The following is a 24,602-nucleotide window of genomic DNA, read 5'->3' on the forward strand; positions in this document are numbered from 1 at the left end:
ATACAATTCGCAAAGCAACCTTTGATATGAATTCATCATGGTTGGGGGAGATGGAAATACGCTTACCGTTCAGGACAAAACCGTCCCTCAGATGCAAAGACGTAACTGCATTTTTTGGGTTTGTTTCTGCCAACATGGCTTCCGTGGTGCGCTGGATTGAGCATTTATTCAAGAAACATTCTGTCGTCATCTTAGACAATGATGGCGAGGTTTGACGTCGAACACTATTCGTTAGGTGAGGTTTCGCGTTGCTAGTGGCGCCAAGTAAGAGCATTGTGATCGTATGGATGACAAAGACTTAGAGCTGCTCGCGCTGGTGCAGAAAAACGCACGTCAAACCGCCGAATCCTTGGGTTTGGAAATCGGTTTGTCGACCCCGGCGGTTCAGAAACGTTTAAAAAAGCTACGCGAAACGGGCGTAATCGAGAAAGAGATTGCGGTTCTCTCGCCGCCCAAGCTTGGGCGGGAACTGACGGTTATCGTCGAAGTTAAATTGGTTCGGGAAAGCCGTTTGCATCTGGATAACTTCAAGCGGTTGATGCGAAACAGCCCGGCGGTCCAGCAATGCTACTATACGACAGGTGAGGCTGATTTTGTTGTGATCGTCGTTGTAGCGGACATTAAGGAATATGAGGCGTTTACGCAGGAATATTTCTTTGACGATTCCAATGTGAACGGGTTCACCTCTTCCATTGTTATGGACCGTGTAAAAGTATCGCTTGATATCCTGTGACGGCGCGATTGCGCCCCCAGACATTGAAGTCGGGAAGCGCGTTGATAGCAAATCTTTAGATCACGATTAGGCTCTGGGGTGCGCGGGTGGTCAAAAGCTCTGCGCCGTGTTTGCGGATAACGATGTTTTCTTCATGCACCATCATCAAGCCGGACCCGTAAGACAGCGACGGCTCAAGCGTCAGCACCATGCCGTCTTCAAGAACTGTTTCATCGAAGGCCGCGTGCGAGGGTTGTTCGGTCAGTTGCAGTCCCAACCCATGTCCCAGGCGACCAACATCGCCGCCCGAGGGGTCGATTTCAGCGATCACCTCTGACATGGCCCGGAACAGATCTTTGCAGGTGTTTCCGGGTATGGCGGCCTCCAACCCGGCTTCGGTCGCGCGCCAGAGTGTATCATAGGCCTGGCGGGTCGCATCATCGGCGTGACCGATGGCCCAGTTGCGGTCAAAATCGCAGAAATACCCATCCCAGACACAGCCGGTATCCAGCATCATCACATCACCTGCCTGAAGCGGGCGGCGCGACGGGGGCGAGATGACATCTGCATATCCGCCAGGTGCGGCTGCCCCCACGAGATAGGGCGCGTTATCTGCGCCTTGTGCCAGCGCTTCACGGCGAAAGGCGCGGAATACATCTTCCAGCGGCATGCCCTCGGACACGAGTTCGGGCACCCGTGCAAAGGTGGCTGAGCCGATGGCGCAAATATGGGCGAGTTTTTCGATCTCAGCCTCGGATTTCACCATGCGCAGATGTTGCATCAGGCGGGTTGCGTCGGCGATGTGCAAGCCGGGCAGGGCGGCAACCAGCCGCTCCCAATCCCCAAGAGGCATGCGCAGCTGCGTCTCATGCCCTTTCAGGACACCGATCCTGTCACCAGCTTTTGCCAGCGGCGCAAGAAGATCGGTTAGCAGGCTGATGCCATCATCTTCGGGGCAGGGTGCGCTCCATGTGCGGATATCATCCAGCCAGGTTTGACGCATCAGCTCTGCCCCAATCTCGGGGATGATCGCGATAGGTTTGCCCGCAGCGGGGACGAATAGAAACCAGGGGCGCGTTGGGCTTTGCCAAAACAATGTCTGGAAGCCGGTAAAATAGGCGACTTCGGGTTCCGTCATCAAAAGAAGACCGGCAAGGCCGTCTTGGATCATTCGGTCCTGGGCTTTTGCGGTGCGCGCCGCGAATTCTGCTTCGGGGAAGCCGCGTTCGGGGGCGCTAGGCTGCATCGCGGCCCTCCATGATCATCTGGAAAATAGCCGGATCTGTCACACCTTCGGACCCGATCAGCAACACGCGAGACTCGCCGTCCAGACCCAACTGCGCCGAAACATCGTCATCCGTGCGCGCCATGATCAAAGCCGCCAGACCGGCAACTGCGCTCTCACCTGCTTCAAGCGCTGTGTCTCCGGGCAACGGCCGCGCCAACAGCCGTACAGCCGGTGCAACGACGCTTTCCGGGATCGTCAGGAAATCGGTGGCTTCCTCGGCGAGGATCTCCCACGCCAGAGGCGAAGGTTCGCCGCAAGACAGACCGGCCATGATCGTCTCTTCAGCGATCGCGACAGAGGTGGCGGCACCCGCTTTCGCGCTTTCGAACAGACAGGCCGCCAGTTCTGGTTCAACGATAATCACGCGCGGGGATTCCACGCTCCAATACTGGCGCAACGCAGCAGCGACACCTGCGGCAAGCCCGCCAACACCGCCCTGCAAGAAAACATGGGTCGGTGCCTGAGCCAATGCCTCGCAGATTTCGCGAGTCATCACCCCGTAGCCCGTCATGACATCGCGCGGCGGTAGGGAATAGCCGGGCCACGAGGTGTCGGAGACCACAAACCACCCGTTCTCGTGGGCCTCGGATTTCGCCAGAACGACCGATTCATCATAATCGCCCGCGATCCGGATCACGTCCGCTCCCAAATCGCGCATCGCTTCGGCACGGCCTTCGCTGACCTCGGCGTGAATATAGATGCGGCAGGGCGCACCAAAGCGCTGACACCCCCAGGCAAGCGAGCGTCCGTGATTGCCATCGGTGGCCGAAACCAGCGTGATTTTGGCTACTTCATCGCTGTATTTGCCCCGACGGATATCCGATAAGCTAACCTCGGTGCCAAGGCGCTTTGAAATCTCGCGCTGCAGCACACGCAGGGCCGCATAGGCCCCGCCAAGGGCCTTGAAGCTACCAACGCCAAAGCGCGGGCCCTCATGCTTGTACAAAACCTCGCCAACACCGATCTGCTTGGCCAGGGTTTTCAGGGACACAAGGGGTGTGGGCGCATAGCTGTCCCAGGCCATGATCTCGGATTGGGCTGTGGCGAAATCTGCTGCGGTAAGGACTCTGTCTGATGCATCACCGGTTTTGCGGGTCACAGCGACATGGCCCAGATGGGCTTTTGGAAGAAGGTCGGTCACGATTTGTCCTCTTTGGCAGGTAGGCGATCCCGCACCAGCGCGGCCCAGAAGGCTGCGCCGATTGGCAGAAGCGCGTCGTTAAAGTCATAATCCGCAGCATGCAGCGGTTGGCCATGCGCACCCTCGGTACCATTGCCAAGCAACAGAAAGCAGCCCGGCACAGCGGCAGAGAAATGGGCGAAATCTTCCGAAAAGCTCATCGGTGGGCGCTGACCATCGGCTTCAAGCCCGGCAGCCTGCGCGGCGCGCAGAACCGCATTGACGGGTTCGGGTGCGTTAATCGTTTCGATGAATTCCGTGTTGAATTGCATCGTCGCCGTCACGCCGTGTGTGGCGGCCACACCATCGACGATCTGGCGCATGAAATGTTCGACGGCCTGACGATCCTCGGGCAGCCGTGCCCGAACATCGCCTTTCAAAACCGCGTTCCCCGGCAGGACGTTTCTTTGCCCATCGGTTGTGAACTCGGTCACCGACACCACGGCGCACGCACTGGGGGCCAGTTTGCGCGAGACGATGGTCTGGAGGGCCAGCACCATTTCAGCACCCACTGTGATCGCATCCACCCCCATCTGCGGCATCGACGCATGACCGCCTCTGCCAGTGATCTGAATTTCGAACAGGCTTTCTGAGGCGCAAATTTGACCCGGACGGGTCGAAACCTGCCCCACAGGGGCACCGGGCAGATTGTGGATGGCGTAGACCTCTTGAATCGGGAACCGCTCCAGCAGCCCTTCCTCAATCATCGCTTTCGCCCCCAACCCGTGTTCTTCGTTTGGTTGGAAGATGAACACGACCGTGCCGTTGAAATCCTTGTCACTGACCAGCATTTCTGCGGCCCCCAACAGCATCGCCATATGGCCATCGTGACCACAGGCATGCATGACGCCGGGATTGGCGGATACATAGTCATGAGTGCTTTGTTCTGCGATTGGGAGGGCATCCATATCGGCCCGCAACCCGATGGCGCGGTTTCCGGTTCCGGCCTTTAGAATTCCGACGACCCCGACACCTTCGTGTACTTCGAGCCCCAACTCGCGCAAACGAGCAGCAACGACCGCCTTAGTACGGTGTTCATCAAAACCAAGCTCTGGGTCCCGATGGAATGCTTGTCTGAGTTTGATGAGATTCTGTAGATGCACGTTCAAAATGACTCCTGTGGACCGCTGCTGAGACGATAGCCTGGGCGATGATTTCTTGGCGTCGATCATTCGACAATGTGTGATTAAAATTGTCACAAACCTCGCAAATCATGAGGCTTTCCCGAGAGTAGCGCAAGTTGCGCCAGCGGTGGGGTGGCGAATCGGATTTTTGATATCGAGCCGTTTCCAAAAGTGCACACTCGTTGGGTTGCTTACTGCGCTTGTCTGCGACGAAGCCATTGATCTCGGCAGGCAAGTTGCGTGTTCTCGGTTGGAGGATGGTGAGGTGTTTAAGGGCAAGAATTTGATGCTCAAGCCCGTCTACATGTCCATCGATGACTTCAAAACAGCGAGATACCGCCGTGGTTTTGCAGAGGTCTGGCCCGGGCATTCAGGCTCCGATGCGCATTTACACTGGTTGAGTAAAAAATTTGTCGGTTCAGGGACATCTGTGTCGTTTCTTTCTACCCAGATGAAGGTGCGTCGTTACACTCTGTTGGAAACACAGACGGCAGGAGATGCATATGCCACCATTCAACGTAGGCCGGGTTCCTCAGGCAACTTTCGGTGCGGGCAGGATTGCGAAAGTACCAAAAATCGTCAGCGAGTTAGGTGGCGGTCCGGTGCTGATTGTATGTGACGCCTTTCTTGCTGAAATCGGGGCCACCGAAAAGTTGACCAAAGGGTTGTCTGCCGAAGGCATTGCCTTTGACTTGGCAGCCGATGTGTCCGGTGAGCCAAAAGAAGCGTTGGTGGATAGTCTGAGTGCGCTTGCACGCGAGATTGATGCCGGTGTGGTTGTTGGTCTCGGCGGCGGTGCGGCGATGGATGCGGCCAAGCTGGTGGCTGCGATAGCCCGGTCCGGTCGAGCCGCTGCCGAATTTGCGCTGGCGGCTCAGCCGTTGCCCGCAGGTGGCATCCCGGCAATAGCGATCCCGACCACTGCCGGTACCGGTTCAGAGATGACCAGAACGTCCGTAATCTCGCAAGCAGATGGCAGCAAGACTTGGTTCTGGGGCGAAGAACTTATGTTCGCACAGGCGGTGCTGGATCCTGAACTGACGCTTAGCTTGCCGGCGACCCTCACAGCTTGGACCGGCATAGATGCTGTTGCGCATGCCCTAGAGGGTACAACAGCGCGCAACACCAGCCCGGCAGGTCAGCTTTACGGTTTGGAAGCGCTTCGTATTCTAACCGATGCCTTGCCGCGGGCCGTGGCGGACGGCACCGACCTCGAGGCACGCGGACGTGTTCTTTGGGCCAGTATGGTTGCGGGTCTTGCGCTGCACAACTGCAACACGCATATGGGCCACAATATCAGCCACGCTCTGGGGTCTTTAGTGCGTATCCATCATGGGCTGGCGACGGGTCTGGCGTTAGAGGCCAGCCTGCCGTGGCTGGTTGCACGCCCTGAAGGTGCTGAAAACTATGCGCGCGCAGCGAAGGCGATGGGGGCAGCAGAAAGCGCCGAGGCTTTGCCAGAGTCTTTGTCGAACCTGATGCGCAAGTGCCAGATATCGCCAGATCTGCCAGCAGAATGCGCCAGCGTGACAGTGGAGGCCTTGGCGATCGAAATGCGGAACTCTGCCAATATTGGTATGGCCCAAAACGCGGCCTGTTCGGTCAACGACGATGATCTGGATCAGATGGCCTCACTGATGCTGCGTAAAACAGTAATGAACGCATGACACTGATGTCGCACCGATTGACTTGATGCTAAGCGGAACTGCTTAGCTGCCTGACCAATGCTGGCAAATCAGCAACTGTGTCGATGACATAGTTGGCCCCGGCGTCTGTGAGGATCTTGGTAGCCTGCACGCGAAGGTGATCTACTTCTGTATCGGATAGCGCATTCAACTCTTCCGGTGTTTTGCCGACGGCATTGCCCGAAAGGGATACTCCGACTGTGACACAACCGGCTGCAACGCCTTCCTTGATGCCCGGTTCGGTATCGTCAACTTTGATGATCGCCGAAGGTGGGTAGGCCACCAGATCAACCATGCATTTGTACATGCCCAGAGGCCCAGGGCGACCTTCGGGTAAGTCGTCTGAACACACCAGATTGTCGGGTGAGTACCCCTGACGTGCCGCAACAGGGAGCACGTGCTCCATGATGGAGCGGGTATAGCCTGTGGTCGAGCCGATCTTCAGGCCCATGGCACGTAGCTCATCAATTGCAGTTTTGCCACCCGGTACAAGATCAGCGTAATCGGCAGCGACCTTTTCATTCATGGGCACAAAAACCTCATAAACTCTGTCGACATCAGTATCAGAAGGCGCCGCACCATATTGACTTTCCCACTGAGCAGCGATGTCGGGCATGTCCATCATCTGACGAATGTGATCCCATTTCGGAGCGCCCATTGGTGCGCGGGCCTGTTCAATTGTTGCCTCGATACCGAATTGAGCGAATGCTTTGACAAAGACACCCATGGGCGCGAAGGAGCCAAAATCGACCATGGTCCCTGCCCAATCAAAAACAACTGCTTTGAAGGTGTTCATTGGAAATCCTTGTGTTCGAGGCGTTGGCGATTTTGTGGCATAGAACGACTATAGTTGCACTGTTTGAATGGGGTGTGACGGCTGGTGGTGTTGCAGAAGCAAAGAACCACCAAAATCCCAGGTTCAGAAGACAAATGAAACCCGACTGCTTTCTAACTCACATCCATTGTGAAACTTAAGCTTGGATCTTGCTGGGCATCGTGCATAGGCCCCTTAAAGTCGGCCCATTCTGACCCCGTTGTTTCATACAGGAAGTTCATTTGGCCGACGTATAAAGACCATAGAAGTGCACGGCTGTGTCCCGAAACACGGGCGCATGCGCGTCGACTGGGATCAGCTTCTGATATGCCCGCATCAACGTGGCGTAGTCGCCGTAAAGCTTATCGACGGGGAAGTTCGATCCGAACATGACCCGCTTGGGTCCGAATTGATCCAAGCATTCTTCGACAATCGGACGAATGCTATCAACGGTCCAGCCATGATCGAACATTCCCAATCCAGATAGTTTGCAGGTGACATGGGGTAGCTCGGACAGGCTGCGCAGTCTCTGGGCCCAGTCCTTCAGACCGGCCGTGCTTCGGTCATGGGGTGATCCTGCGTGGCAAAGGGCGACAGGTGTGTCAGGCGCTTGTTCCAACACGCGGGCGGTCTTGTTCATCAGCTCGGGAATAAGCTGCAGGTCAAAGCTGAGGCCACGCTGACCGGCTTCTGTCAGGCCACTCAAAAAGCCAGGGTGATCCAGCAGAGTGTTGGTGCCGGTCTGCGCATCCTCCCCTGGAGCGCGTCCAATGATCTGGCGCACACCCCGCACCGTTGACAATGTCTGGAAGGTGTCCAGCTGCGTGGACAAATCCGCTGAAGTGAGATCACAAAACACCACCTGCGCCATGGGCCAGTCGGGATTAGCATCAGCGACGGATTGCACCCACCGGGCTTCCTGTAACCCGCTTTCAGCGCCCACCTGAATATGAACCGAGGCGCGAATACTGGAATCTGCGGCGTCCGACCGGAATTCGGATAACAGATAGTCGTGCTGAATAGGTGTCGGGTCGCCAAAGAACCGTTTCACCCCGCGCGCCATAAGCCAGGGATAGTGGACAGCGTTCAGGTCCCAAAGATGGTGATGGGCGTCGATCCAATCGGTCATGTTCTGGGTACCTCGGCCATTCGGGCCAGAATATCGACCCCTTGTTGCTTCCAGAAGTGAAGAAGGTCGATGAATATCCAGTTTTCGGCCAGTTTATCCCCGGAGCGCCGATAGATATCGATCACCCGGAACTCACCCGACTTATCGGTCGCAGGCATGCCCATGAAACCGCCGGTGGGACGTGCAGTGAAGTTCGGCCAGCCAAAGAACCCACCATAGTGCCCTTCAGCCATACGGCAGATGTGATTGGTCTTGGAACGCTCGGCGAACGATGCCCGGAACGGTCCTGCATGTTGTTTCGCATAGCGTTCGATCGTGTAAGTCGCGCCGATGCCAGAGGGGCCCCACCAGATCATATCCTCACACCATGTGCGGCGCAGCTCGTCCTCAAGGCTCAGGCCGCTGTCCCAACGGCCAAGATCAGAGATCATTGCGTTGATTGTGGCCAGGGTCCGGTCGCCTTCCTCAGTGGGCTGCGGCCTGAACATCAGGCCATCATGTGTCATCGGTCCCGGCTGAACCAATTGGGCGGCGGTTTGCGGCGGAAAGGGGTGCAGACCGGCCTGCATCATCAGATGTGGGATGTCGAAATACATCGCGGTTTCGGTGATCTTGCCGTTCTCAACCCTGTTGAACTCGCAATATCGCAGAAATGCCATCTTGCCAGTGGGCGGGATGCCGAGCCAGCTTGTGTCAAACAAGCCCATCAGATGACCCATCGACACCACCCAAACCGAGTTGAACCCGTCGATCTCGTTTGCGCCTGCCATGAACACATCCATCCGGCGCTGCAAACCGGTCAGGCTGGCCCTGAGTGGTTGCCAGAATGTGCGGGCGACTTCGTCGATTCCCTGTAGTTCGTTGAAGGGGTGGAATCCCCGCCAAACAAGCCCGTCAGCGCAGTATTTTGGGAGTGTTTCCACGACGGTTGCGTCCTCGCATCGACTCAGCGCTTCGTAAAAACCGAGGACAAGCTTTTTCTCGGATTCATATGGCATTCTATTAGCTTTCAATGTGTTAACGAGGTTTCGGTGGTGCCGCCCATAGGCTTTGCATTCGCATGCAAAAAAAGCTTGCCATAGGCTTTTCTGAATGTCTATGCTTCTGCAAGCGTATGCACAATGAATGCGCAAGGGAGGACAGAATGGCCGAAATCCAACTTCGCAATGTCGGTAAACGTTGGGGATCATTTGTCGGTGTGGACAATTTTGATCTGACAATTGCCGACAAGGAGTTTCTGGTTCTTCTTGGTCCTTCGGGATGTGGCAAAACCACGACCATGCGCATGATTGCAGGGCTGGAAGATGCCAGCGAAGGTGACATCCTGATTGACGGTGCACGCGTCAATGACATGGAGCCCAAAGATCGTGATGTCGCCATGGTGTTCCAATCCTATGCGCTCTATCCGAACATGAATGTCTATGAAAACATTCGCTTTCCGCTGAAAGTTCGCGGCATTGACCCCGCCACCCATGACGAAAAGGTGCGTCGCGCTTCGGCGATGGTTGAGCTGGACGATTTCCTGCACCGCAAACCGGCAGAACTGTCCGGTGGTCAGCGTCAAAGGGTTGCCTTGGCGCGTGCAATTGTGCGCGAACCGAACGTGTTCCTGATGGATGAGCCGTTGTCGAACCTTGACGCCAAGCTGCGCGTTTCGACGCGCGCGCAGATCAAAAACCTGAGCCATGAACTTGCGGTCACCACAATCTACGTGACCCATGACCAGATTGAGGCGATGACCTTGGCCGATCGTGTGGTGATCATGAAGCAAGGCGTGGTTCAGCAGGTTGGCTCACCCACCGATATCTACGATGAACCCGCAAACACATTTGTCGCCAGCTTTATCGGCAACCCGGCGATGAACCTTGTCGATGGCGAGGTTCAGGGCGGCGTGTTCCGCGCTCAAAGCACCGAAGTTCACGGGCTGAACGCGCCTGATGGTCCCATCACGCTGGGCTTTCGCGCCGAAGACGCAAATGTTGTGGAAAGCGGCGGTGAGATCAACGCGCCAATCTACACGCAAGAGCTTTTGGGCGACAGCACCATGGTCTCGGTTCGGATCGGTGGTGCGCTGGTCTCGGTCAAGGCTGACAAGACCTATCGGGCTGAAATCGACGATCAGGTTTCGATCCACATCCATACCGATCACTGCCATCTGTTCGATGCGCAAACAGGTGCGCGGCTGACCGGCTAAACGGTGAAATCAAGCCCGCAACGACGGGTCAAACCCGGGTGCAGACTTCGAAGATGCACCCATTCCATCTAGGGAGGAATACTCATGTTTCTAAAGAGAATTGCATTGGCTGGCTCAGTCGCCGCCTTTGCCGCAAGCGCAGGATATGCCTGCGAAATCGGCGGTCGGGTCAACATTGTTGGCAACGAATTTGCGGCCATTCAGGCGGTTGCGGCCGGTGCCAAGGAATGTACCGGCGCGTCGGTTGAATCCAACCTGACATCCGAGCACCAGACGATCAACGTGGCTGGTCTTTCGGGCAACCCGTCGGAATACACAAGCGCCATTATCGCCAACAGCTCGATTGTGGCTTTGATGAACGAAGATGTCATTCGTCCGCTGAACGATCTGGTGGAAAAGCATGGTCAGGATCTGCAGCCGGGACAGCTGATCAAGATCGGCGATGACATCATGGCCGTCGCCTTCATGGCGAACGCGCAGCACCTGATGTACCGCAAGGACGTGCTGGAGCAAGCGGGTGTCGAAGTGCCGACGACCTATGAGGAACTGCTTGAGGTGGCCGAGGCCATTCGTGAGCAGGGCATCATGCAAAACCCCGTTGGCGGCGCCTATGCATCGGGTTGGAACCTGGCGCAGGAATTCAACAATATGTTCCTGGGTTATGGCGGCCAGCACTTTAAACCCGGCACTGCTGAGCCCAGCGTGAATTCTGAGGCTGGTGTCAACGCTCTGAACATGATGAAGGCCCTGTCGGAATACATGAACCCCGACTTCCTGACCCATGACTCGAACGCCACCAACGCCGAATACCGCGCGGGCAACGTTGCGATCATGAACATGTGGGGGTCGCGCGCGTCTCAGCAGACGACCACCGAAGGTGTGCTGCAAGAGGTGATCGATGGCCACGCAATTGGCGCACCGCTGACCGTTGGCGGCGGCGAAATTCCTGCATCGACCCTGTGGTGGGATGGCTGGACTGTTGGAAAAAACATCTCGGATGAAGAGGCCGAAGCCACGTTCATCGCCATGAAACACGGTATCCGTCCGGACATGCTGAACGATGAGACCACACCACTGGCGGTTTGGCTGATCGAAGGCTACGAGCCGGCTGCTGATGCAGAAGGCGTGTTTGCAGCGGCCAAAATGGGCACACCTGCCTATCCGATGCTGCCGTACATGGGCCTGATGCACAGCGCGCTTGGCAACGAACTGGCCGATTTCATGCAGGGCAAAGAAAGCGCTGAACAGGCGCTTGCCGATGTCGAGGCCGCCTATCGCGCAGCCGCGATCGAACAAGGCTACCTGCAGTAAGACGCCCCTTGTGCGGGCGCCTCTGGTAGCTGCCCGCACAAACTATTCGACGCGAGGATTGTGACATGCGCCATAAGACATTCCTTTGGTTCTTCCTGCCCACAGGACTTGCGATGTTGCTGTTCATCGCGATGCCCATCGTCTCGGTCGTGATCCAATCGATCTTTGCACCACATCCCGCCGTTCTGTTGGAAGTAGAAAACTGTACACCGCTGATCGGCTGCACAACAGAAACGACCATCGACCAAGAGGCCACCGCCGCTCTGCGGGAGGCTCAGCCTTTGGGTCGGTTTGTTGGGCTGGGTATTTACTTTGACCGCGGTCACCTGGCGATCCAGGAAATTAGCCAGATGTGGGCGGCCAATGAGACTTTGGGCGGCTTTTTCTCGGACCTAGGTAACCTGCCATTCTATCGTGCAATGGCGTTTACGCTGACGTTTACCTTCATTGTAACGCCGCTGACGATCCTGCTGGGTCTGGTCATTGCACTGGCTGTGAATTCGCTGCATCGGCACCTCAAAGGGCTGATGATCTTCTTCTCGCTTTTGCCGATGATCGTCACGCCGTTGATCGGTTCGCTGATCCTGTTCTGGATGATCGACAGTCGCGGTGTCATCGGAAACGCCCTTGTGTACATGGCAGGAGACCCGAATTTCAGCCTCAAGGCCTCGACCGGGCTGATGTGGGTGGCCTTGATGGTTTATGGTGTCTGGAGCTCGGCCCCATTTGCCTTCGTCGTGTTCTATGCCGGGCTGCAAACGCTGCCACAGGACCAGATCGAAGCTGCGCAGATTGACGGCGCAACCCGCTGGCAACAGGTCAAGTTTGTGGTCGTCCCGCACCTAATGCCACTGGTGACATTTGTGGCGCTGATCCAGCTGATGGATAATTTCAAGGTGTTTGAACCCATAATCGGCTTCAGCGCTCAGGCACACGCGCAATCTCTCAGTACCTTCATATTTGATGACCTTGGCGGTGAAACCCGCCAACTGTCATCCGCCGCCGCAACCTCTGTGATGACAATCATCGGAGTCGCCATTCTTCTGTCGCCCGTGCTTGTCCGCACCTGGCGCGACTTTAAAGGAGCACGATAACATGGCCAGTCGCGCACAAAGAATGCCAACAAGCCTTCGGGTCGCCTCGTCCCTGTTCGTGCTCCTTTGGTTTGTCCTAGCGGCCTTTCCGTTCCTGTGGACGGTATGGGGGTCGTTTAAGGTTGAGCTTGATTTCTTCTCAATCGCAGATTGGACCAATGCCCTAACCGGTGCCCGGACTGAGGCTGTCTATGGCTCGCCCTTTACCACCACCGGGTACGAGGGCGCGTGGATCCAAGAGGAGTTCTGGCGCAATGTTCTGAACACAGGGATCGTCTGTTTCTTTGTGGTAACCATCTCGCTGACGATTGGCACGCTGGGAGGTTATGCCCTGTCGCGGTCGTCCTACAATTACACCTTCTGGTTGCTGATTACCGCGCTAATCTTCCGTGCCATGCCGCCGATCACGCTGGTTTCAGGGTATCTGCTGCCGTTCTTTGAATGGAACATCTGGGGCATTCTACCGACCACGATCATCGTACTGGTGGCGATCAACCAGCCGTTCACCCTGTGGATGTTGCATTCCTTCTTCAAGAACATTCCAAGCGAGTTGGACGAAAGTGCCAAGGTTGATGGCTGCAACCAATTCCAGGCGTTCCGCCGCGTGATCATTCCGGTGATGTGGCCGGGTGTGATTACCACGGGGCTGTTCTCATTCCTGCTGGCCTATAACGACTTTGCCGTCGGCGCGATGCTGCTGTCTGAAAGCAACCGCACCATGGTGCCCGCCATCGCGGCGTTCCTCGGGACCACGCAAACCGAAGGCAATGTGATGTTTGCGGTCGCCGCAGTGGTTTCAGCCACCGTGCCTCTGTTCATCCTGGTCATGTTCTTCCAGCGCCAGATTGTCGGCGGCCTGACCGCCGGGGCGGTCAAGGGCTGATGAGCGCGAGTGCAAGACATACCGCCGTTGCGCGCCACCCGGCACTCAACCGGATGCCCAGGGATTTTCTGCTAGCCCATTGACCCTCCCATTTGACGCAGAAAACCTCTTGGCAACCAAATAAGGAATAGAAACATGAAGGGTTCGCGCCCCGAACAAGCCGTGCTGACCAAAAACACGGATATGAGCAAAACCGAAGAAACCCGCGCTGTCATCGAAGGCATGGTTGACGGGCTGAACGATCACCGCATCGACGACATCGGCGAATTCTTCGCCCAAGGCTTCCGCTGGATGGGCAATCAGGGCTGCGGCACCAAGATCGGCCTTCAGGAATTTCAGAACAACTGGCAGCGCCCGTTTCAGGCCGCGTTCTCGGACAAGACCTGCATTGATGAGGCGCGTCTTTACATGGGGGAATGGGCCGCCGCCTTTGGCCGCCAGGAAGCCACCCATTCCGGTGAGTTTCTGGGGATAGCCCCCACCGGGAAAAGAGTTGAAATCCGGTACATGGATTTCTGGAAAGTCGTCGACGGCAAGATCGTCGACAACTGGGTGAATGTCGATTTCGCCCATGTTGCTGCTCAGCTTGGCGTTGATTTGTTCAACGGGCAGGGCTGGGAAACATTCGACCGGGGAGAGAGAACTCCGCCCCGGCCCGACAACTGAGGATCAGGACAATGGCTATCGAATATCTCAAACGCGGCAAACCCGAGGCTGACAGAGCAGAGGATGACGCCAAAACACGCGCAGTCGTCGAGGCAACGTTGAAGGATATCGAAACGCGCGGCGATGCGGCTGTGCGCGAATTGTCCGAGAAGTTCGACAATTACTCGCCGGAAAGCTATCGCCTGAGCCAGCAGCAGATCGATGACCTGATCGCCTCGCTGTCTGATCGCGAACTGGCGGATATCAAGTTCGCGCAAGAGCAGGTGACGAACTTTGCGCAAGCGCAGCGGGATTCGATGCTGGATATCGAGGTTGAAACGCTGCCAGGTGTGATCCTTGGCCATAAGAACATCCCGGTTCAATCCGTGGGTTGTTATGTGCCTGGCGGCAAGTTCCCCATGGTGGCCTCGGCACATATGTCGGTGGCGACCGCCAAAGTGGCTGGCGTGCCGCGTATTATCGCTTGCACCCCTCCGTTCAATGGCCAGCCAAATGCAGCCGTGATTGCGGCGATGCATCTGGGTGGCGCGCATGAGATTTATGTCATGGGTGGCATTCAGGCCGTCGGCGCGATGGCCATCGGGACTGAGACGATCGAACCTGTGCATATGCTGGTGGGCCCCGGCAACGCCTTTGTCGCCGAAGCTAAACGCCAGTTGTTTGGCCGTGTGGGTATCGACCTGTTCGCAGGGCCGACCGAGACTATGGTCATCGCCGATGAAACTGCCGCCGATGCCGAGCTGTGCGCGACCGATCTGCTGGGGCAGGCCGAGCATGGGTATAACAGCCCCTGCGTGCTGCTCACCAATTCGCGCAAACTGGCCGAAGATACGCTGGCCGAGGTTGAGCGTATTCTGGGTATCCTGCCAACCTCGGGCACTGCGCAGGTCAGCTGGGATGAGTATGGCGAGGTGATCGTCTGCGACACGTATGACGAGATGCTGCAAGTGGCAGATGACATCGCGTCTGAGCATGTTCAGGTGATGACAGACCGAGACGACTGGTTCCTTGAGAACATGACCTGCTATGGCGCGCTGTTCCTCGGGCCGCGCACCAATGTGGCAAATGGCGATAAGGTAATCGGCACCAACCATACCCTGCCTACCAAGAAAGCCGGGCGCTATACTGGTGGTCTCTGGGTTGGCAAGTTCATGAAAACCCACAGCTATCAGAAAGTCACTACCGATGAGGCCGCGACCATGATCGGCGAATTCGGCTCGCGCCTGTGTATGCTCGAAGGCTTTGTCGGCCATGCCGAGCAATGCAACATCAGAGTACGCCGCTATGGCGGGATCAATGTGCCGTATGGCGAAGGCGCACCCTATCGCGAGGCCGCAGAATGAGTGATGTGCATTCAGCGAACAAAGCGCTGATTGCGCCGCTTCGTGCGGCGATGCACGATTTTGATGATGTTCGGGTGCAGGCAACGTTAAACGGCGCGTTTGCCCCGGACGCCATGGTTCACATGCCGCATCCTTTCGGGGATCTTACGGGGCCAGTAGAGCTGTATCAGACCTGCTATGCGCCACTGTTGAAGGCGATGCCCGATCTGGAACGGCGCGATTGGATCGTAGTTGGCGGGTGCACCGAACATGGCGATGACTGGATCGGGTGCGGGGGCCACTACTACGGCACTTTTGTCGGCCCTTGGCTGGACATTCCGCCAACAGGTCACTTGACCCATATGCGGTTCCACGAATTCTACCGGATCGTCGAGGGTCAGGTGGTCGAGCTTCAGGCGCTCTGGGATATTCCCGAGGTCATGATGCAGGCTAGGGCCTGGCCGATGGCTCCCTCTTTGGGGTTGGAATTCTGTGTGCCGGGTCCGGCAACTCAGGATGGTATCGTACCGGGCCCATGGGATGAGGCGCAGTCGACGGCATCCTGTGATCACATTATCGACATGCTGGACCATCTCAAGAAACATCCAAGCCAGGGTGGGCCAGAAGTGATGGAAATGCAGCGGTTCTGGCATCCACGCATGAACTGGTACGGCCCCGCCGGAATCGGCACCGGGCGCGGGATCGCCGGGTTTCGAAACTGGCACCAGATGCCGTTTCTCAACGGCATGCCGGATCGCGGAAAATATGTCGACGACATCACGTATCATTTCTTCGGAGATGCGGATTACGCCGCCGTGACAGGTTGGCCAAACATGATCCAGACCGTCACCCATGATGGGTGGATGGGTATCGCGCCGTCGGATAAACGGATCAGCCTGCGGTCGCTTGACTTCTGGCGGCTTGAGAACGGCTTGATCCGCGAAAACTGGGTTCTGGTCGACCTGCTGGATGCCTATCGGCAGCTGGGTGTTGACGTCTTTGCGCGTCTGCGCGAATTCAACAAAGCCCGCGTTCCGGGTGAAATTCCATTCCCGGTTGGCGAGGTCTAAAATGGCTCAATTCCCCACGACACCCAGTTTCAAACTAGACGGCAAACACGCGCTGGTCGCCGGGGCCTCATCCGGCATTGGCATGGCCTGCGCTGTGGCATTGGCCGAACACGGGGCCGAGGTTACACTTGCCGCGCGCCGCACAGATGCTCTGAAAGAGATCGCCGCAGATATGACCTCGCGCGGGTGGTCTGCCAAAGTGCTCGAACTGGACGTGACCGATATCGAGGCAACTGCCTCGGCAGTGGCTGAACATGGCCCCTTTGACATCCTTCTGAACTCTGCGGGTTCGGCGCGCCACAGCAAGGCGGTCGACACATATGTCGAAGATTTCGATGCGGTGATGAATATCAATGTCAAAGGCGCGTATTTTTTGACGCAAGCTGTGGCCAAAGGGTTGTTGGCGGCGGGGCGTCCCGGCTCGCTGATCAACATATCCAGCCAGATGGGCCATGTCGGCGGTCGCGAGCGTGCGGTCTATTGCGCATCGAAATTCGCGGTCGAGGGGTTCTCCAAGGCGATGGCGTTGGAATTCGCACCCGCAAAGATACGCGTCAACACAATCTGCCCGACCTTCATTCTGACCGATCTGACGCGCCCGACTTTTGATGACCCGGACAAGCGCGCCTGGATCCTCGACAAGATCAAACTGGGCCGTCCGGGCGAAATCGAAGACATCATGGGCGCGGTTGTCTATCTGGCCTCGGATGCATCGGGGCTGGTGACCGGAACATCTATGATGGTGGATGGAGGTTGGACAGCGGATTGATGGCAGTGCAAAAAGTCACTTCGATGGATGTTGCTCGACTGGCCGGAGTAAGCCAGTCCGCCGTCAGTCGTGTGTTCACGCCAGGTGCGTCCGCATCCGCAAAAACCATTGCGAAAGTCCGCAAAGCGGCTGACCAATTGGGGTATCGACCCAATGTTTTAGCCCGCGCGGTGGTCTCGGGCAAAAGCCGCATCATCGGGCTTGTTGTCGCGTATCTGAACAATCAGTTCTATCCTGAAGCGCTTGAGAAGCTAACCAACACGTTGCAGGAGCGCGGCTATCATGCGTTGGTGTTCATGGCCTCGAACTCGGCTCAGAACATAGACAAGGTTGTCGGAGAAATTCTGGATTTTCAGGTTGACGGGATCATCGCCGCCTCGGTTGCGCTTTCATCCGATCTGTCCGCGCGCTGCCAGTCAGCCGGGGTGCCCATGGTTCTGTTCAACCGTGGGCAGGACGATCCGTCCATGTCGTCAGTGACATCGGACAATCTGGCCGGAGGCCGGAAAGTGGCCGAGTTCTTGTTGGCTGCCGGACACAAGAAAATCAGCTACATCGCCGGGTGGGAAGGCGCTTCGACCCAGCGAGATCGTGAGACAGGGTTTGTCGCGGCTCTGAACGAGGCACGCGTGACACTACACAGCCGCGAGATCGGCAACTTTGGTACAGAAGAGTCCAAAGAAGCCGCCCGCCGAATGTTCGCCTCAGACCCACCCGATGCTGTCTTTGTGGCCAATGACCATATGGCGATTGCCGTGATGGACACGCTGAGGTTCGAGTTGGGTTTGAAGATCCCTGAAGACGTTTCCGTAGTGGGGTATGACGATGTCGCCGTCGCGGCCTGGCCCAGCTATGACCTGACAACGGTCCGGCAGCCCGCCAACCGCATGGTGGCTGAAACCGTGGACATATTGCTCAGCAAAATCGACGACCCGGAGATAGAACCCAGGCAGCTTGAGATTGACGGACCGCTGATCATTCGCGGGTCTGCCCGCATACCTGAAGGATGGAAGACATGAAGGGATTTGATCCCAAATTCAAAGACTTTCCCGACTATATTATCGGGATCACCAAAGAAATCTGGGAAGATCGCGGCATTGCCACGCTGCATGACTACTACGGTGCGGATATCGTTGTGCGCACCCCCGGTTCTGTGGTCGTCGGCAATCAGGGCGTGATTGCGGCCACGATGGCAACGCTGGCCGAATTTCCCGACCGCACGCTGCTGGGCGAAGATGTCATCTGGTCGGGTACGCCGGAACAGGGGATGTTGTCGTCGCATCGCATCATTTCGACGGCGACCCATTTGGGCAATGGTGTCTATGGCAATGCAACAGGCAAGAAACTGGTCTATCGTATCCTGGCCGATTGTCACGCGATCAACAATAAGATCGACGATGAATGGCTGATCCGGGATCAGAGCGCCATCGTGCAGCAAATGGGTTGGGACCCCAAGGACTATGCCCGCGACTTGATCATGCGTGAGGGCGGCCCAGAGGCCTGTGTGCAGCCCTATACCCCTTTAAATGAGCAGCCGGGACCGTACAAAGGCAGCGGCAATGACAACGAATGGGGTGAGAAATACGCCGATATCCTGAACCGGATCATGAACGCAGATATGGCCGCAGTTGAGGCCGAATACGACAGGGCCGTACAGTCGGAATATCCCGGCGGCGTGACTGGGCACAGCTGGGGCCCGGTAGATCGGTTCTGGATGGGGCTGCGCGCCTCATTCCCAAATGCCGAATTCGCCATTCAGCATCAGATCGGTCGAGAGGACCCGATGATGCCTCCGCGTGCGGCGATCCGCTGGACCTTGCACGGCACGCATGACGGCTGGGGCGTGTTTGGCAAACCAACCGGAGCCGAGGTCTTTATCCTTGGCATCAGCCATGCAGAGTTCGGCCCCTGGGGCCTGCGCCGCGAATACACTCTGTTCGACGAAACATCTGTCTGGAAGCAAATTCTGTTGAAAACCGGCGATCTGTAACATGCGACATCTGATGTCAAATCTGGACGCAGGACCGTCGATGCGGCGCTACCACGCCCATCGGGCCAGTCTGCGTGCGCGGCGGTTGAACAACCGCCCGCCCGGATTTGGGGTTTTGAACCAGAAACCCCAAACAAAAGGAAGACAGAGATGAGTACTATTCAAAGCCGCATCGTCCGCTATGGCGAGTTGCAACCCTGTAAAACCGCGTTCATTGACGCACATACGCCGGGCTCGGACCAGAAAGAGAACTTTACCATTGTGGGTGGCGGCGTTTCGGAAAGCCCGGATCAGCACGTCCACATTACCGACAAGATCGGGTTCAATATCGGCGCGGCGGGGCAACCGCCGAAATGCCGCAACTCGCTGCACAGCCACACGACGGCCGAGGTGTTCTTTGTCGCCAAAGGCCGCTGGCGGTTTTTCTGGGGACGCTACGGTACGGCGGGTGAGTTCATCGCTGAGGAAGGTGATATATTCAACATCCCAACCGGTATCTTTCGTGGGTTCGAAAATGTGGGCCAGGACTATGGCATGATCATGTCGATCCTTGGCGGCGACGATGCGGGAGGCGGTGTCACTTGGGCCCCGCAGGTTATTGAGGATGCGCAAGCCCATGGTTTGATGCTGGGTAACAACGGCGTTCTGTATGACAGCAAGAAAGGCGAGGAGCTTCCTCATAACGTGCAGCCCATGCCGTTGCTGACCGAAGAGGAACTGAAGGCTTACCCGGAGGTTCCGATTGAGGATGTGATCGGCAAATACGTTGCCCGGTATTGGGACCTGATGGCTTTGGCGGCCAACAAACCTGCGGTGGTGATCGGCGAAAACGGCCTGATCAAAGATAAGCCGGGATTTGAGGTTGATTTCCTGACCCGTGGATCGTCAGTGAACGACCCGTTGAATGCGGAAAAGCCGGTGGTTCTGATGCCCGCAAGCGGCCATTGGCGGATTGCGATCAACGATGTTGAGACCACATTGTCCAACGGTGATACCGCGCTGGTCTTGCCTGGCGAAACTTACAGCGTCGCACCGTCCATGACCGGGCAGGCGGGCCTGTACCGGATCACAGCCACCGACGATCCGGCCGGTGCCACCTGGGTCGGATGACGGTAAACCCCGACGATACCCATGCCGTCTATGAACGGCAGGCCAGGGCCTATGACGAGCAACGCTCGCGGGCCCTGTTCGAAGCGCGCTGGCTGGCGCGCTTCACCGCCAACTTGAAACCCGGTGGTCATGTGCTGGACCTGGGGTGTGGTGCGGGCGAGCCAATTGCGCGTTGGTTCATGGCCGAGGGGTTTAACGTCACGGGTGTTGATTTTTCTGAGGCTATGCTTGAAATCGCCCGCAACCGTTGGCCCGAAGGTGATTGGCGACAGGCCGACATGCGGGATTTTGAGCTGAGCCAACGCTTCGACGGGATCATCGCCTGGAATAGCTTTTTTCACCTAACCGCGGACGAACAAAAAGCCTGCATTACGCGAATGGCGCGCCATCTGCGCAGCGGTGGTATGTTGATGCTGACCGTGGGGCACAGCGCGGGTGAGGCGCAAGGGACCGTTGGTGGTGAACTGGTTTACCACGCCTCGCTTTCCCCGGCTGGCTATGCGGCCTGTCTCGAAGATAACGGTATGATCTTAAGCGGATTTCTGGCCAAAGATCCCGAAACCCAAAGCCATACCGTGCTGATGGCACACAAGATGTAAGGAGGTCCCATGACCGTCAAAACAACACATGTCGGGTCTCTGCCGCGATCTCAGGAGGTTGTGGATTTCATTTTCGCACGAGAGAATGAAAAAGAGTTTGACCAAGCCGCATTTGATGCGTGCATGACATCAGCTGTGGCCGAAACCGTTCGCAAACAGGCCCAAGCCGGGGTTGATATCGTATCGGATGGCGAGACCTCAAAGATCTCATATGCGACCTATGTCAAGGACCGCTACACCGGATTTGCGGGGGATAGCCCTCGCAACGCACCAGCGGATCTGAAGATGTTCCCAGGTTTTTTGAAACGTCTGGCCGATGATGGCGGCACCCCGCAATATGCACGCCCGATGTGCGTGGGCGAGGTACGCTCGAAAGGGCAGGGAGAGTTGCAGAAAGATATAGCGAACCTTAAGGCGGCAATGGCGCAGCATGGGGTTGATCGCGGATTCATGAATGCGGCAAGCCCCGGCGTGATCTCGCTATTTTTGCAAAACGACTTCTACCCCACGCGCGAGGCCTATCTGTCCGCGCTCGCCGAAGCGATGAAGGAAGAGTACGAGACCATTGTCGCTGCCGGTCTGGACCTGCAGCTGGATTGTCCCGATCTGGCGCTGTCTCGCCATATGCTGTTCACCGAGCTTTCTGATGAAGAGTTCGTCAAGGTTGCCGATATGCATGTCGAGGCCCTGAACCATGCACTGCAAAACGTGCCCGCCGACAAGGTGCGCGTGCATATTTGCTGGGGGAATTACGAGGGGCCGCATTGCTGTGATATCGGCATGGACAAGGTTTTCGCAACGCTGATGAACACCAAATCGCGCTATGTGTTGTTTGAAACCTCGAACCCGCGCCACGCGCATGAATGGACTGTGTTCCGCGACCGAAAGGATGAGATACCGGACGACAAGGTGTTGGTGCCCGGCGTGGTCGACACCACGACAAATTTCGTCGAACACCCCGAAGTGGTCGCCCAACGTACCCAGCGCTTTGTTGATATCGTTGGCGCTGATCGTGTGGTGGCCGGCTCGGATTGCGGCTTTGGGACTTTCGCCGGGTTCGGCGCGGTCGATCCCGACATTGCCTACGCCAAGTTGGGGGCGCTGTCCGAAGGGGTTTCCCTGCTCAAATGACCCCGCTTGTTCTAGTGCCGGGCATGATGTGCGATGCGCGCTTGTTTGCGCCACAGATCGCGGCGCTGTCAGGGCAGAGGCCAATTGTAACCGCCCCGATTGGCGCGAGCGACACGGTGGAGGCGCTGGCTGCCGAAGTACTGTCCTACGCCCCCCCGCGCTTTGCCATAGCAGGGCTGTCCATGGGCGGGATCGTTGCGATGGAGGTTCTGCGTCAGGCTCCCGACCGCATTTGTGGGCTGGCCCTATTGGACACCAACCCTTTGGCAGAAAAAGACGAGGTCAAAGCCAGACGCCAACCTCAGATCGACGTCGTCTTGGGTGGCCAGTTGCGCGCGGTAATGGCCGAGGAGATGAAGCCCAACTATCTGACTGACGGGCCAAACCGCAGCGCTATTCTGGACCTGTGTATGGAGATGGCAACCGACCTCGGGCCTGAGGTTTTTGCCAATCAGTCCAAGGCACTCCGAGATCGTCCGGATCAAAGCGCGACCTTGCGGGCCTATGACGGCGCGGCGCTGGTGCTATGCGGGCGAGAGGACACTCTGTGCCCAGTATCACGCCACGAGCTGATGCATAGTCTGATGCCCCAAAGCCGGTTTGAGATCATCGAAGATGCGGGCCACCTGCCCACATTGGAACAACCCGAGAGAACAACAGCGGCGTTGACCCGCTGGTTGGAGGCGATATGAAACAAACCCTTTTGGACCTGCTCAGATCGGTCGATACCCCGACAGTCTGCAACGCAATCGAAGTGGCGCAAGGCAAGCGTGGCTTCAACGCATTTACCCGCGGGACCATGCAGTGTTCTGACCCTGAAGCGAAACCCATGGTCGGATATGCCCGCACCGCAAAGATTGCCGCCGTGAACCCACCTACGGAATCGCCCGAGGTGATCCGAAAACGCCGGATGGAGTATTATCGGCATATGGCAACCGGGACCGGCCCGGCTGTTACTGTGGTGGAGGATCTGGACTATCCCGATTGCATTGGCGCCTATTGGGGCGAGATCAACACCACCGTCCATAAGGGGTTCGGCATCAGCGGCGCGCTGACCAATGGCGTGATGCGTGATCTTGGCGATCTGCCCGATGATTTCCCGGTTGTTGCTGGGTCAATCGGACCCAGCCATGGGTTCGTGCATGTGTGCGAAATCGGTACTCCGGTGTCCATATTCGGCCTTGAGATTCAGAACGGCGATCTTGTTCACGCCGACCGCCACGGCGCTTTGGTGATCCCGCCCGAGGTTGTGGACCGGCTCGAACAGGCAATCCTCAAATTGCTTGAAACCGAAAAACTGATCCTTGCCCCTGCACGCGCAGCAGGATTTGATTTTGAAGCCTTTGAAACAGCCTGGGCTGCGTTCGAGGCGTCGCGCACTTAGCGTCGCGACCGTGTGGTTCCGATCAGGACGTGTGTTGCAAAGCCTTTGGTTCTGGGCCAGATGGGTAAAGAAAGTTAGCGCATTTATGGAGTGTGCTTCTTGTAGGACCCAGGGGTCCGGTTTGTCCATTTCCGAAAAGCCCGGTAAAAATTCGCTGGGGCGGAAAAGCCGGTCTCATAGGCGATCTGCTCGATGCTATCTTGTCCCTGTAGCAAGGCACGTATGGCGATGTCGCGGCGCAAAGCGTCTTTGATATCCTGAAAGGATGTGCCTTCCTCGTTCAATCGCCGGTTCAGTGTGCGGGGTGTCATCTGAAGGGCAAGGGCAGCATCCGGCAGCTGACAGGTTTGCCAGGACGCGCTGTATAGAAAGGCGCGGACCCGCAGGCTGCAGGTATGCGCGCGTGAACCGGTGAAAATCCAATCAAGCGGCGCGCGCAGAAGAAAAACCGAAGCTTCGGTAGAACTGCGTGCAATCGGACGGCTGAATTTGCTGGGATCAAATAAAATGCTTGTATACGGTGCGTCAAATTCGACGGGGCAGGGGAAGACCACGGCATAGTCGGCTGCAAAATCGGGACGGGGAAAGGCAAAGTTCACAGCTTTGACCGGTGTCTCCTCCCCGCTGAGCCAAGATAAAAGTCCATGCGCCAGTTTCAGCAATAGCATATGACCAAAGCGTTGCGGTCGGGTATGATCCAGATAGGGGATCAGCTTCAACTCCACCTGATCGGATGCGGTATCCAGGACCAGCCGGAAATCATCAAGCAACAGGTTCCAGAATGTCGTAAACCGATACAGGGCCGAAGTCAGACTGCCCGCCTCACGCTGCACGGTCACCAGATGTTGCAGCGCGCGGGGGCGGATTGGGCGGCTCCACAATCCCATCATCTCGTCGCCGGTCTCGGGCGCGGCTAACTGATAGAGCTGTGCGATCTCGTCGAGCGTAACGCGCTGGGTCGATGCCATTGGGCCGGGTTGCAGGCCCGAGCGCCGTAGCAGAGAGGACATCTCCGGCGGGGTGCAACACGATGTCAGAGCGTCCAGCCAATCTTGGATAAAACCCGCCGATACGGTGGTCAGAGAGATGGGGTCGGGACGAGTCATAGCAACTATAGTTTGGCGCAATCGGATACAAGCTTGTCAAG

General features: G+C 57.1%; 24 protein-coding genes. 17 read left to right on the forward strand and 7 right to left on the reverse strand.

What is annotated here, in order from left to right:
• The first annotated feature begins 283 nt into the window (after nt 1–283).
• Nucleotides 284–733 carry an Lrp/AsnC family transcriptional regulator gene (locus ACR0JX_RS14970; RefSeq protein ID WP_353009789.1) on the forward strand — a complete coding sequence of 150 codons (450 nt, stop codon included), beginning with the start codon at nt 284–286 and terminating at the stop codon, nt 731–733.
• A gap of 55 nt (nt 734–788) precedes the next feature.
• Here the strand turns inward: ACR0JX_RS14970 and ACR0JX_RS14975 are convergent, their stop codons facing one another.
• The 3 genes from ACR0JX_RS14975 to ACR0JX_RS14985 are packed head-to-tail and all read right to left on the reverse strand — an operon-like array spanning nt 789 to nt 4,289.
• Nucleotides 789–1,958: a M24 family metallopeptidase gene (locus ACR0JX_RS14975; RefSeq protein WP_480544583.1), complete on the reverse strand. Its 1,170-nt coding sequence runs from the start codon at nt 1,956–1,958 to the stop codon at nt 789–791.
• Nucleotides 1,948–3,141: a diaminopropionate ammonia-lyase gene (locus ACR0JX_RS14980; RefSeq protein ID WP_480544584.1), complete on the reverse strand. Its 1,194-nt coding sequence runs from the start codon at nt 3,139–3,141 to the stop codon at nt 1,948–1,950. Before ACR0JX_RS14980 ends, ACR0JX_RS14975 begins: the two co-directional genes overlap by 11 nt.
• Nucleotides 3,138–4,289, reverse strand: a complete 1,152-nt coding sequence (locus ACR0JX_RS14985; protein ID WP_480544585.1) for an amidohydrolase — start codon at nt 4,287–4,289, stop codon at nt 3,138–3,140. The genes ACR0JX_RS14980 and ACR0JX_RS14985 overlap by 4 nt, the downstream gene beginning before the upstream one ends.
• Before the next feature lie 518 nt (nt 4,290–4,807).
• On the opposite strand from ACR0JX_RS14985, the gene ACR0JX_RS14990 reads away from it, so the two are divergent.
• A complete protein-coding gene (locus ACR0JX_RS14990; protein WP_480544586.1) occupies nt 4,808–5,971 on the forward strand; it encodes an iron-containing alcohol dehydrogenase in 1,164 nt (387 codons plus the stop codon).
• A 28-nt stretch (nt 5,972–5,999) separates the two neighbouring features.
• Here ACR0JX_RS14990 and phnX read toward each other — a convergent pair whose 3' ends face one another.
• The 3 genes from phnX to ACR0JX_RS15005 all read right to left on the reverse strand — a co-directional run bounded on the left by phnX (nt 6,000) and on the right by ACR0JX_RS15005 (nt 8,930).
• Nucleotides 6,000–6,785, reverse strand: coding sequence for a phosphonoacetaldehyde hydrolase (gene phnX / locus ACR0JX_RS14995; RefSeq protein WP_480544587.1), 786 nt, complete (start codon nt 6,783–6,785; stop codon nt 6,000–6,002).
• Between the two features lie 256 nt (nt 6,786–7,041).
• Nucleotides 7,042–7,932 (reverse strand): amidohydrolase family protein, encoded by an 891-nt coding sequence (locus ACR0JX_RS15000; protein WP_480544588.1) that lies wholly within the window; start codon nt 7,930–7,932, stop codon nt 7,042–7,044.
• Nucleotides 7,929–8,930, reverse strand: a complete 1,002-nt coding sequence (locus tag ACR0JX_RS15005) for a nuclear transport factor 2 family protein (protein ID WP_480544589.1) — start codon at nt 8,928–8,930, stop codon at nt 7,929–7,931. Before ACR0JX_RS15005 ends, ACR0JX_RS15000 begins: the two co-directional genes overlap by 4 nt.
• A 146-nt stretch (nt 8,931–9,076) precedes the next feature.
• Here ACR0JX_RS15005 and ACR0JX_RS15010 point away from each other — a divergent pair, with 146 nt between their 5' ends.
• The 15 genes from ACR0JX_RS15010 to ACR0JX_RS15080 all read left to right on the forward strand — a co-directional run bounded on the left by ACR0JX_RS15010 (nt 9,077) and on the right by ACR0JX_RS15080 (nt 23,455).
• Nucleotides 9,077–10,126, forward strand: coding sequence for an ABC transporter ATP-binding protein (locus tag ACR0JX_RS15010; RefSeq protein WP_170535381.1), 1,050 nt, complete (start codon nt 9,077–9,079; stop codon nt 10,124–10,126).
• A gap of 84 nt (nt 10,127–10,210) precedes the next feature.
• The gene (locus tag ACR0JX_RS15015) at nt 10,211–11,437 is read left to right on the forward strand and encodes an ABC transporter substrate-binding protein (protein WP_480544590.1); all 1,227 of its coding nucleotides are present in this window, start codon (nt 10,211–10,213) and stop codon (nt 11,435–11,437) included.
• Between the two features lie 65 nt (nt 11,438–11,502).
• A complete protein-coding gene (locus ACR0JX_RS15020) occupies nt 11,503–12,531 on the forward strand; it encodes a carbohydrate ABC transporter permease (RefSeq protein ID WP_480544591.1) in 1,029 nt (342 codons plus the stop codon).
• Nucleotide 12,532: 1 nt separating this feature from the next.
• A complete protein-coding gene (locus ACR0JX_RS15025) occupies nt 12,533–13,414 on the forward strand; it encodes a carbohydrate ABC transporter permease (RefSeq protein ID WP_170535375.1) in 882 nt (293 codons plus the stop codon).
• Nucleotides 13,415–13,549: 135 nt separating this feature from the next.
• Complete coding sequence (locus tag ACR0JX_RS15030; RefSeq protein WP_480544592.1) at nt 13,550–14,080, forward strand: ester cyclase; 531 nt, start codon at nt 13,550–13,552, stop codon at nt 14,078–14,080.
• An 11-nt stretch (nt 14,081–14,091) separates the two neighbouring features.
• Nucleotides 14,092–15,423, forward strand: coding sequence for a histidinol dehydrogenase (gene hisD, locus ACR0JX_RS15035; RefSeq protein ID WP_480544593.1), 1,332 nt, complete (start codon nt 14,092–14,094; stop codon nt 15,421–15,423).
• A complete protein-coding gene (locus ACR0JX_RS15040) occupies nt 15,420–16,472 on the forward strand; it encodes an ester cyclase (protein WP_480544594.1) in 1,053 nt (350 codons plus the stop codon). Before hisD ends, ACR0JX_RS15040 begins: the two co-directional genes overlap by 4 nt.
• 1 nt (nt 16,473) lies before the next feature.
• Nucleotides 16,474–17,241 carry an SDR family NAD(P)-dependent oxidoreductase gene (locus tag ACR0JX_RS15045; RefSeq protein WP_480544595.1) on the forward strand — a complete coding sequence of 256 codons (768 nt, stop codon included), beginning with the start codon at nt 16,474–16,476 and terminating at the stop codon, nt 17,239–17,241.
• The gene (locus ACR0JX_RS15050) at nt 17,241–18,260 is read left to right on the forward strand and encodes a LacI family DNA-binding transcriptional regulator (RefSeq protein WP_480544596.1); all 1,020 of its coding nucleotides are present in this window, start codon (nt 17,241–17,243) and stop codon (nt 18,258–18,260) included. Before ACR0JX_RS15045 ends, ACR0JX_RS15050 begins: the two co-directional genes overlap by 1 nt.
• A complete protein-coding gene (locus tag ACR0JX_RS15055; RefSeq protein WP_480544597.1) occupies nt 18,257–19,231 on the forward strand; it encodes a nuclear transport factor 2 family protein in 975 nt (324 codons plus the stop codon). Before ACR0JX_RS15050 ends, ACR0JX_RS15055 begins: the two co-directional genes overlap by 4 nt.
• A gap of 150 nt (nt 19,232–19,381) precedes the next feature.
• A complete protein-coding gene (locus tag ACR0JX_RS15060; protein WP_480544598.1) occupies nt 19,382–20,341 on the forward strand; it encodes a cupin domain-containing protein in 960 nt (319 codons plus the stop codon).
• Nucleotides 20,338–20,940: a class I SAM-dependent DNA methyltransferase gene (locus tag ACR0JX_RS15065; RefSeq protein ID WP_480544600.1), complete on the forward strand. Its 603-nt coding sequence runs from the start codon at nt 20,338–20,340 to the stop codon at nt 20,938–20,940. Before ACR0JX_RS15060 ends, ACR0JX_RS15065 begins: the two co-directional genes overlap by 4 nt.
• A 9-nt stretch (nt 20,941–20,949) precedes the next feature.
• Nucleotides 20,950–22,071 carry a cobalamin-independent methionine synthase II family protein gene (locus tag ACR0JX_RS15070; protein WP_480544601.1) on the forward strand — a complete coding sequence of 374 codons (1,122 nt, stop codon included), beginning with the start codon at nt 20,950–20,952 and terminating at the stop codon, nt 22,069–22,071.
• Complete coding sequence (locus tag ACR0JX_RS15075) at nt 22,068–22,763, forward strand: alpha/beta fold hydrolase (protein WP_480544603.1); 696 nt, start codon at nt 22,068–22,070, stop codon at nt 22,761–22,763. The genes ACR0JX_RS15070 and ACR0JX_RS15075 overlap by 4 nt, the downstream gene beginning before the upstream one ends.
• Nucleotides 22,760–23,455: an RraA family protein gene (locus tag ACR0JX_RS15080; protein WP_480544605.1), complete on the forward strand. Its 696-nt coding sequence runs from the start codon at nt 22,760–22,762 to the stop codon at nt 23,453–23,455. The genes ACR0JX_RS15075 and ACR0JX_RS15080 overlap by 4 nt, the downstream gene beginning before the upstream one ends.
• Before the next feature lie 83 nt (nt 23,456–23,538).
• On the opposite strand, the gene ACR0JX_RS15085 is transcribed toward ACR0JX_RS15080, so the two are convergent.
• Complete coding sequence (locus ACR0JX_RS15085) at nt 23,539–24,561, reverse strand: AraC family transcriptional regulator (RefSeq protein ID WP_480544606.1); 1,023 nt, start codon at nt 24,559–24,561, stop codon at nt 23,539–23,541.
• Nucleotides 24,562–24,602 lie beyond the last annotated feature (41 nt).

It is taken from the genome of Ruegeria sp. AH7 (genome assembly GCF_056541325.1).

Bases quoted from the DNA above. Each gene is read 5' to 3' on its own strand.
- ACR0JX_RS14970 (WP_353009789.1), top strand. From the start codon at position 284: ATGGATGACAAAGACTTAGAGCTGCTCGCGCTGGTGCAGAAAAACGCA.
- ACR0JX_RS14975 (WP_480544583.1), bottom strand. From the start codon at position 1,958: ATGCAGCCTAGCGCCCCCGAACGCGGCTTCCCCGAAGCAGAATTCGCG.
- ACR0JX_RS14990 (WP_480544586.1), top strand. From the start codon at position 4,808: ATGCCACCATTCAACGTAGGCCGGGTTCCTCAGGCAACTTTCGGTGCG.
- phnX (WP_480544587.1), bottom strand. From the start codon at position 6,785: ATGAACACCTTCAAAGCAGTTGTTTTTGATTGGGCAGGGACCATGGTC.
- ACR0JX_RS15000 (WP_480544588.1), bottom strand. From the start codon at position 7,932: ATGACCGATTGGATCGACGCCCATCACCATCTTTGGGACCTGAACGCT.
- ACR0JX_RS15005 (WP_480544589.1), bottom strand. From the start codon at position 8,930: ATGCCATATGAATCCGAGAAAAAGCTTGTCCTCGGTTTTTACGAAGCG.
- ACR0JX_RS15010 (WP_170535381.1), top strand. From the start codon at position 9,077: ATGGCCGAAATCCAACTTCGCAATGTCGGTAAACGTTGGGGATCATTT.
- ACR0JX_RS15015 (WP_480544590.1), top strand. From the start codon at position 10,211: ATGTTTCTAAAGAGAATTGCATTGGCTGGCTCAGTCGCCGCCTTTGCC.
- ACR0JX_RS15020 (WP_480544591.1), top strand. From the start codon at position 11,503: ATGCGCCATAAGACATTCCTTTGGTTCTTCCTGCCCACAGGACTTGCG.
- ACR0JX_RS15025 (WP_170535375.1), top strand. From the start codon at position 12,533: ATGGCCAGTCGCGCACAAAGAATGCCAACAAGCCTTCGGGTCGCCTCG.
- ACR0JX_RS15030 (WP_480544592.1), top strand. From the start codon at position 13,550: ATGAAGGGTTCGCGCCCCGAACAAGCCGTGCTGACCAAAAACACGGAT.
- hisD (WP_480544593.1), top strand. From the start codon at position 14,092: ATGGCTATCGAATATCTCAAACGCGGCAAACCCGAGGCTGACAGAGCA.
- ACR0JX_RS15040 (WP_480544594.1), top strand. From the start codon at position 15,420: ATGAGTGATGTGCATTCAGCGAACAAAGCGCTGATTGCGCCGCTTCGT.
- ACR0JX_RS15045 (WP_480544595.1), top strand. From the start codon at position 16,474: ATGGCTCAATTCCCCACGACACCCAGTTTCAAACTAGACGGCAAACAC.
- ACR0JX_RS15050 (WP_480544596.1), top strand. From the start codon at position 17,241: ATGGCAGTGCAAAAAGTCACTTCGATGGATGTTGCTCGACTGGCCGGA.
- ACR0JX_RS15055 (WP_480544597.1), top strand. From the start codon at position 18,257: ATGAAGGGATTTGATCCCAAATTCAAAGACTTTCCCGACTATATTATC.
- ACR0JX_RS15060 (WP_480544598.1), top strand. From the start codon at position 19,382: ATGAGTACTATTCAAAGCCGCATCGTCCGCTATGGCGAGTTGCAACCC.
- ACR0JX_RS15065 (WP_480544600.1), top strand. From the start codon at position 20,338: ATGACGGTAAACCCCGACGATACCCATGCCGTCTATGAACGGCAGGCC.
- ACR0JX_RS15070 (WP_480544601.1), top strand. From the start codon at position 20,950: ATGACCGTCAAAACAACACATGTCGGGTCTCTGCCGCGATCTCAGGAG.
- ACR0JX_RS15075 (WP_480544603.1), top strand. From the start codon at position 22,068: ATGACCCCGCTTGTTCTAGTGCCGGGCATGATGTGCGATGCGCGCTTG.
- ACR0JX_RS15080 (WP_480544605.1), top strand. From the start codon at position 22,760: ATGAAACAAACCCTTTTGGACCTGCTCAGATCGGTCGATACCCCGACA.
- ACR0JX_RS15085 (WP_480544606.1), bottom strand. From the start codon at position 24,561: ATGACTCGTCCCGACCCCATCTCTCTGACCACCGTATCGGCGGGTTTT.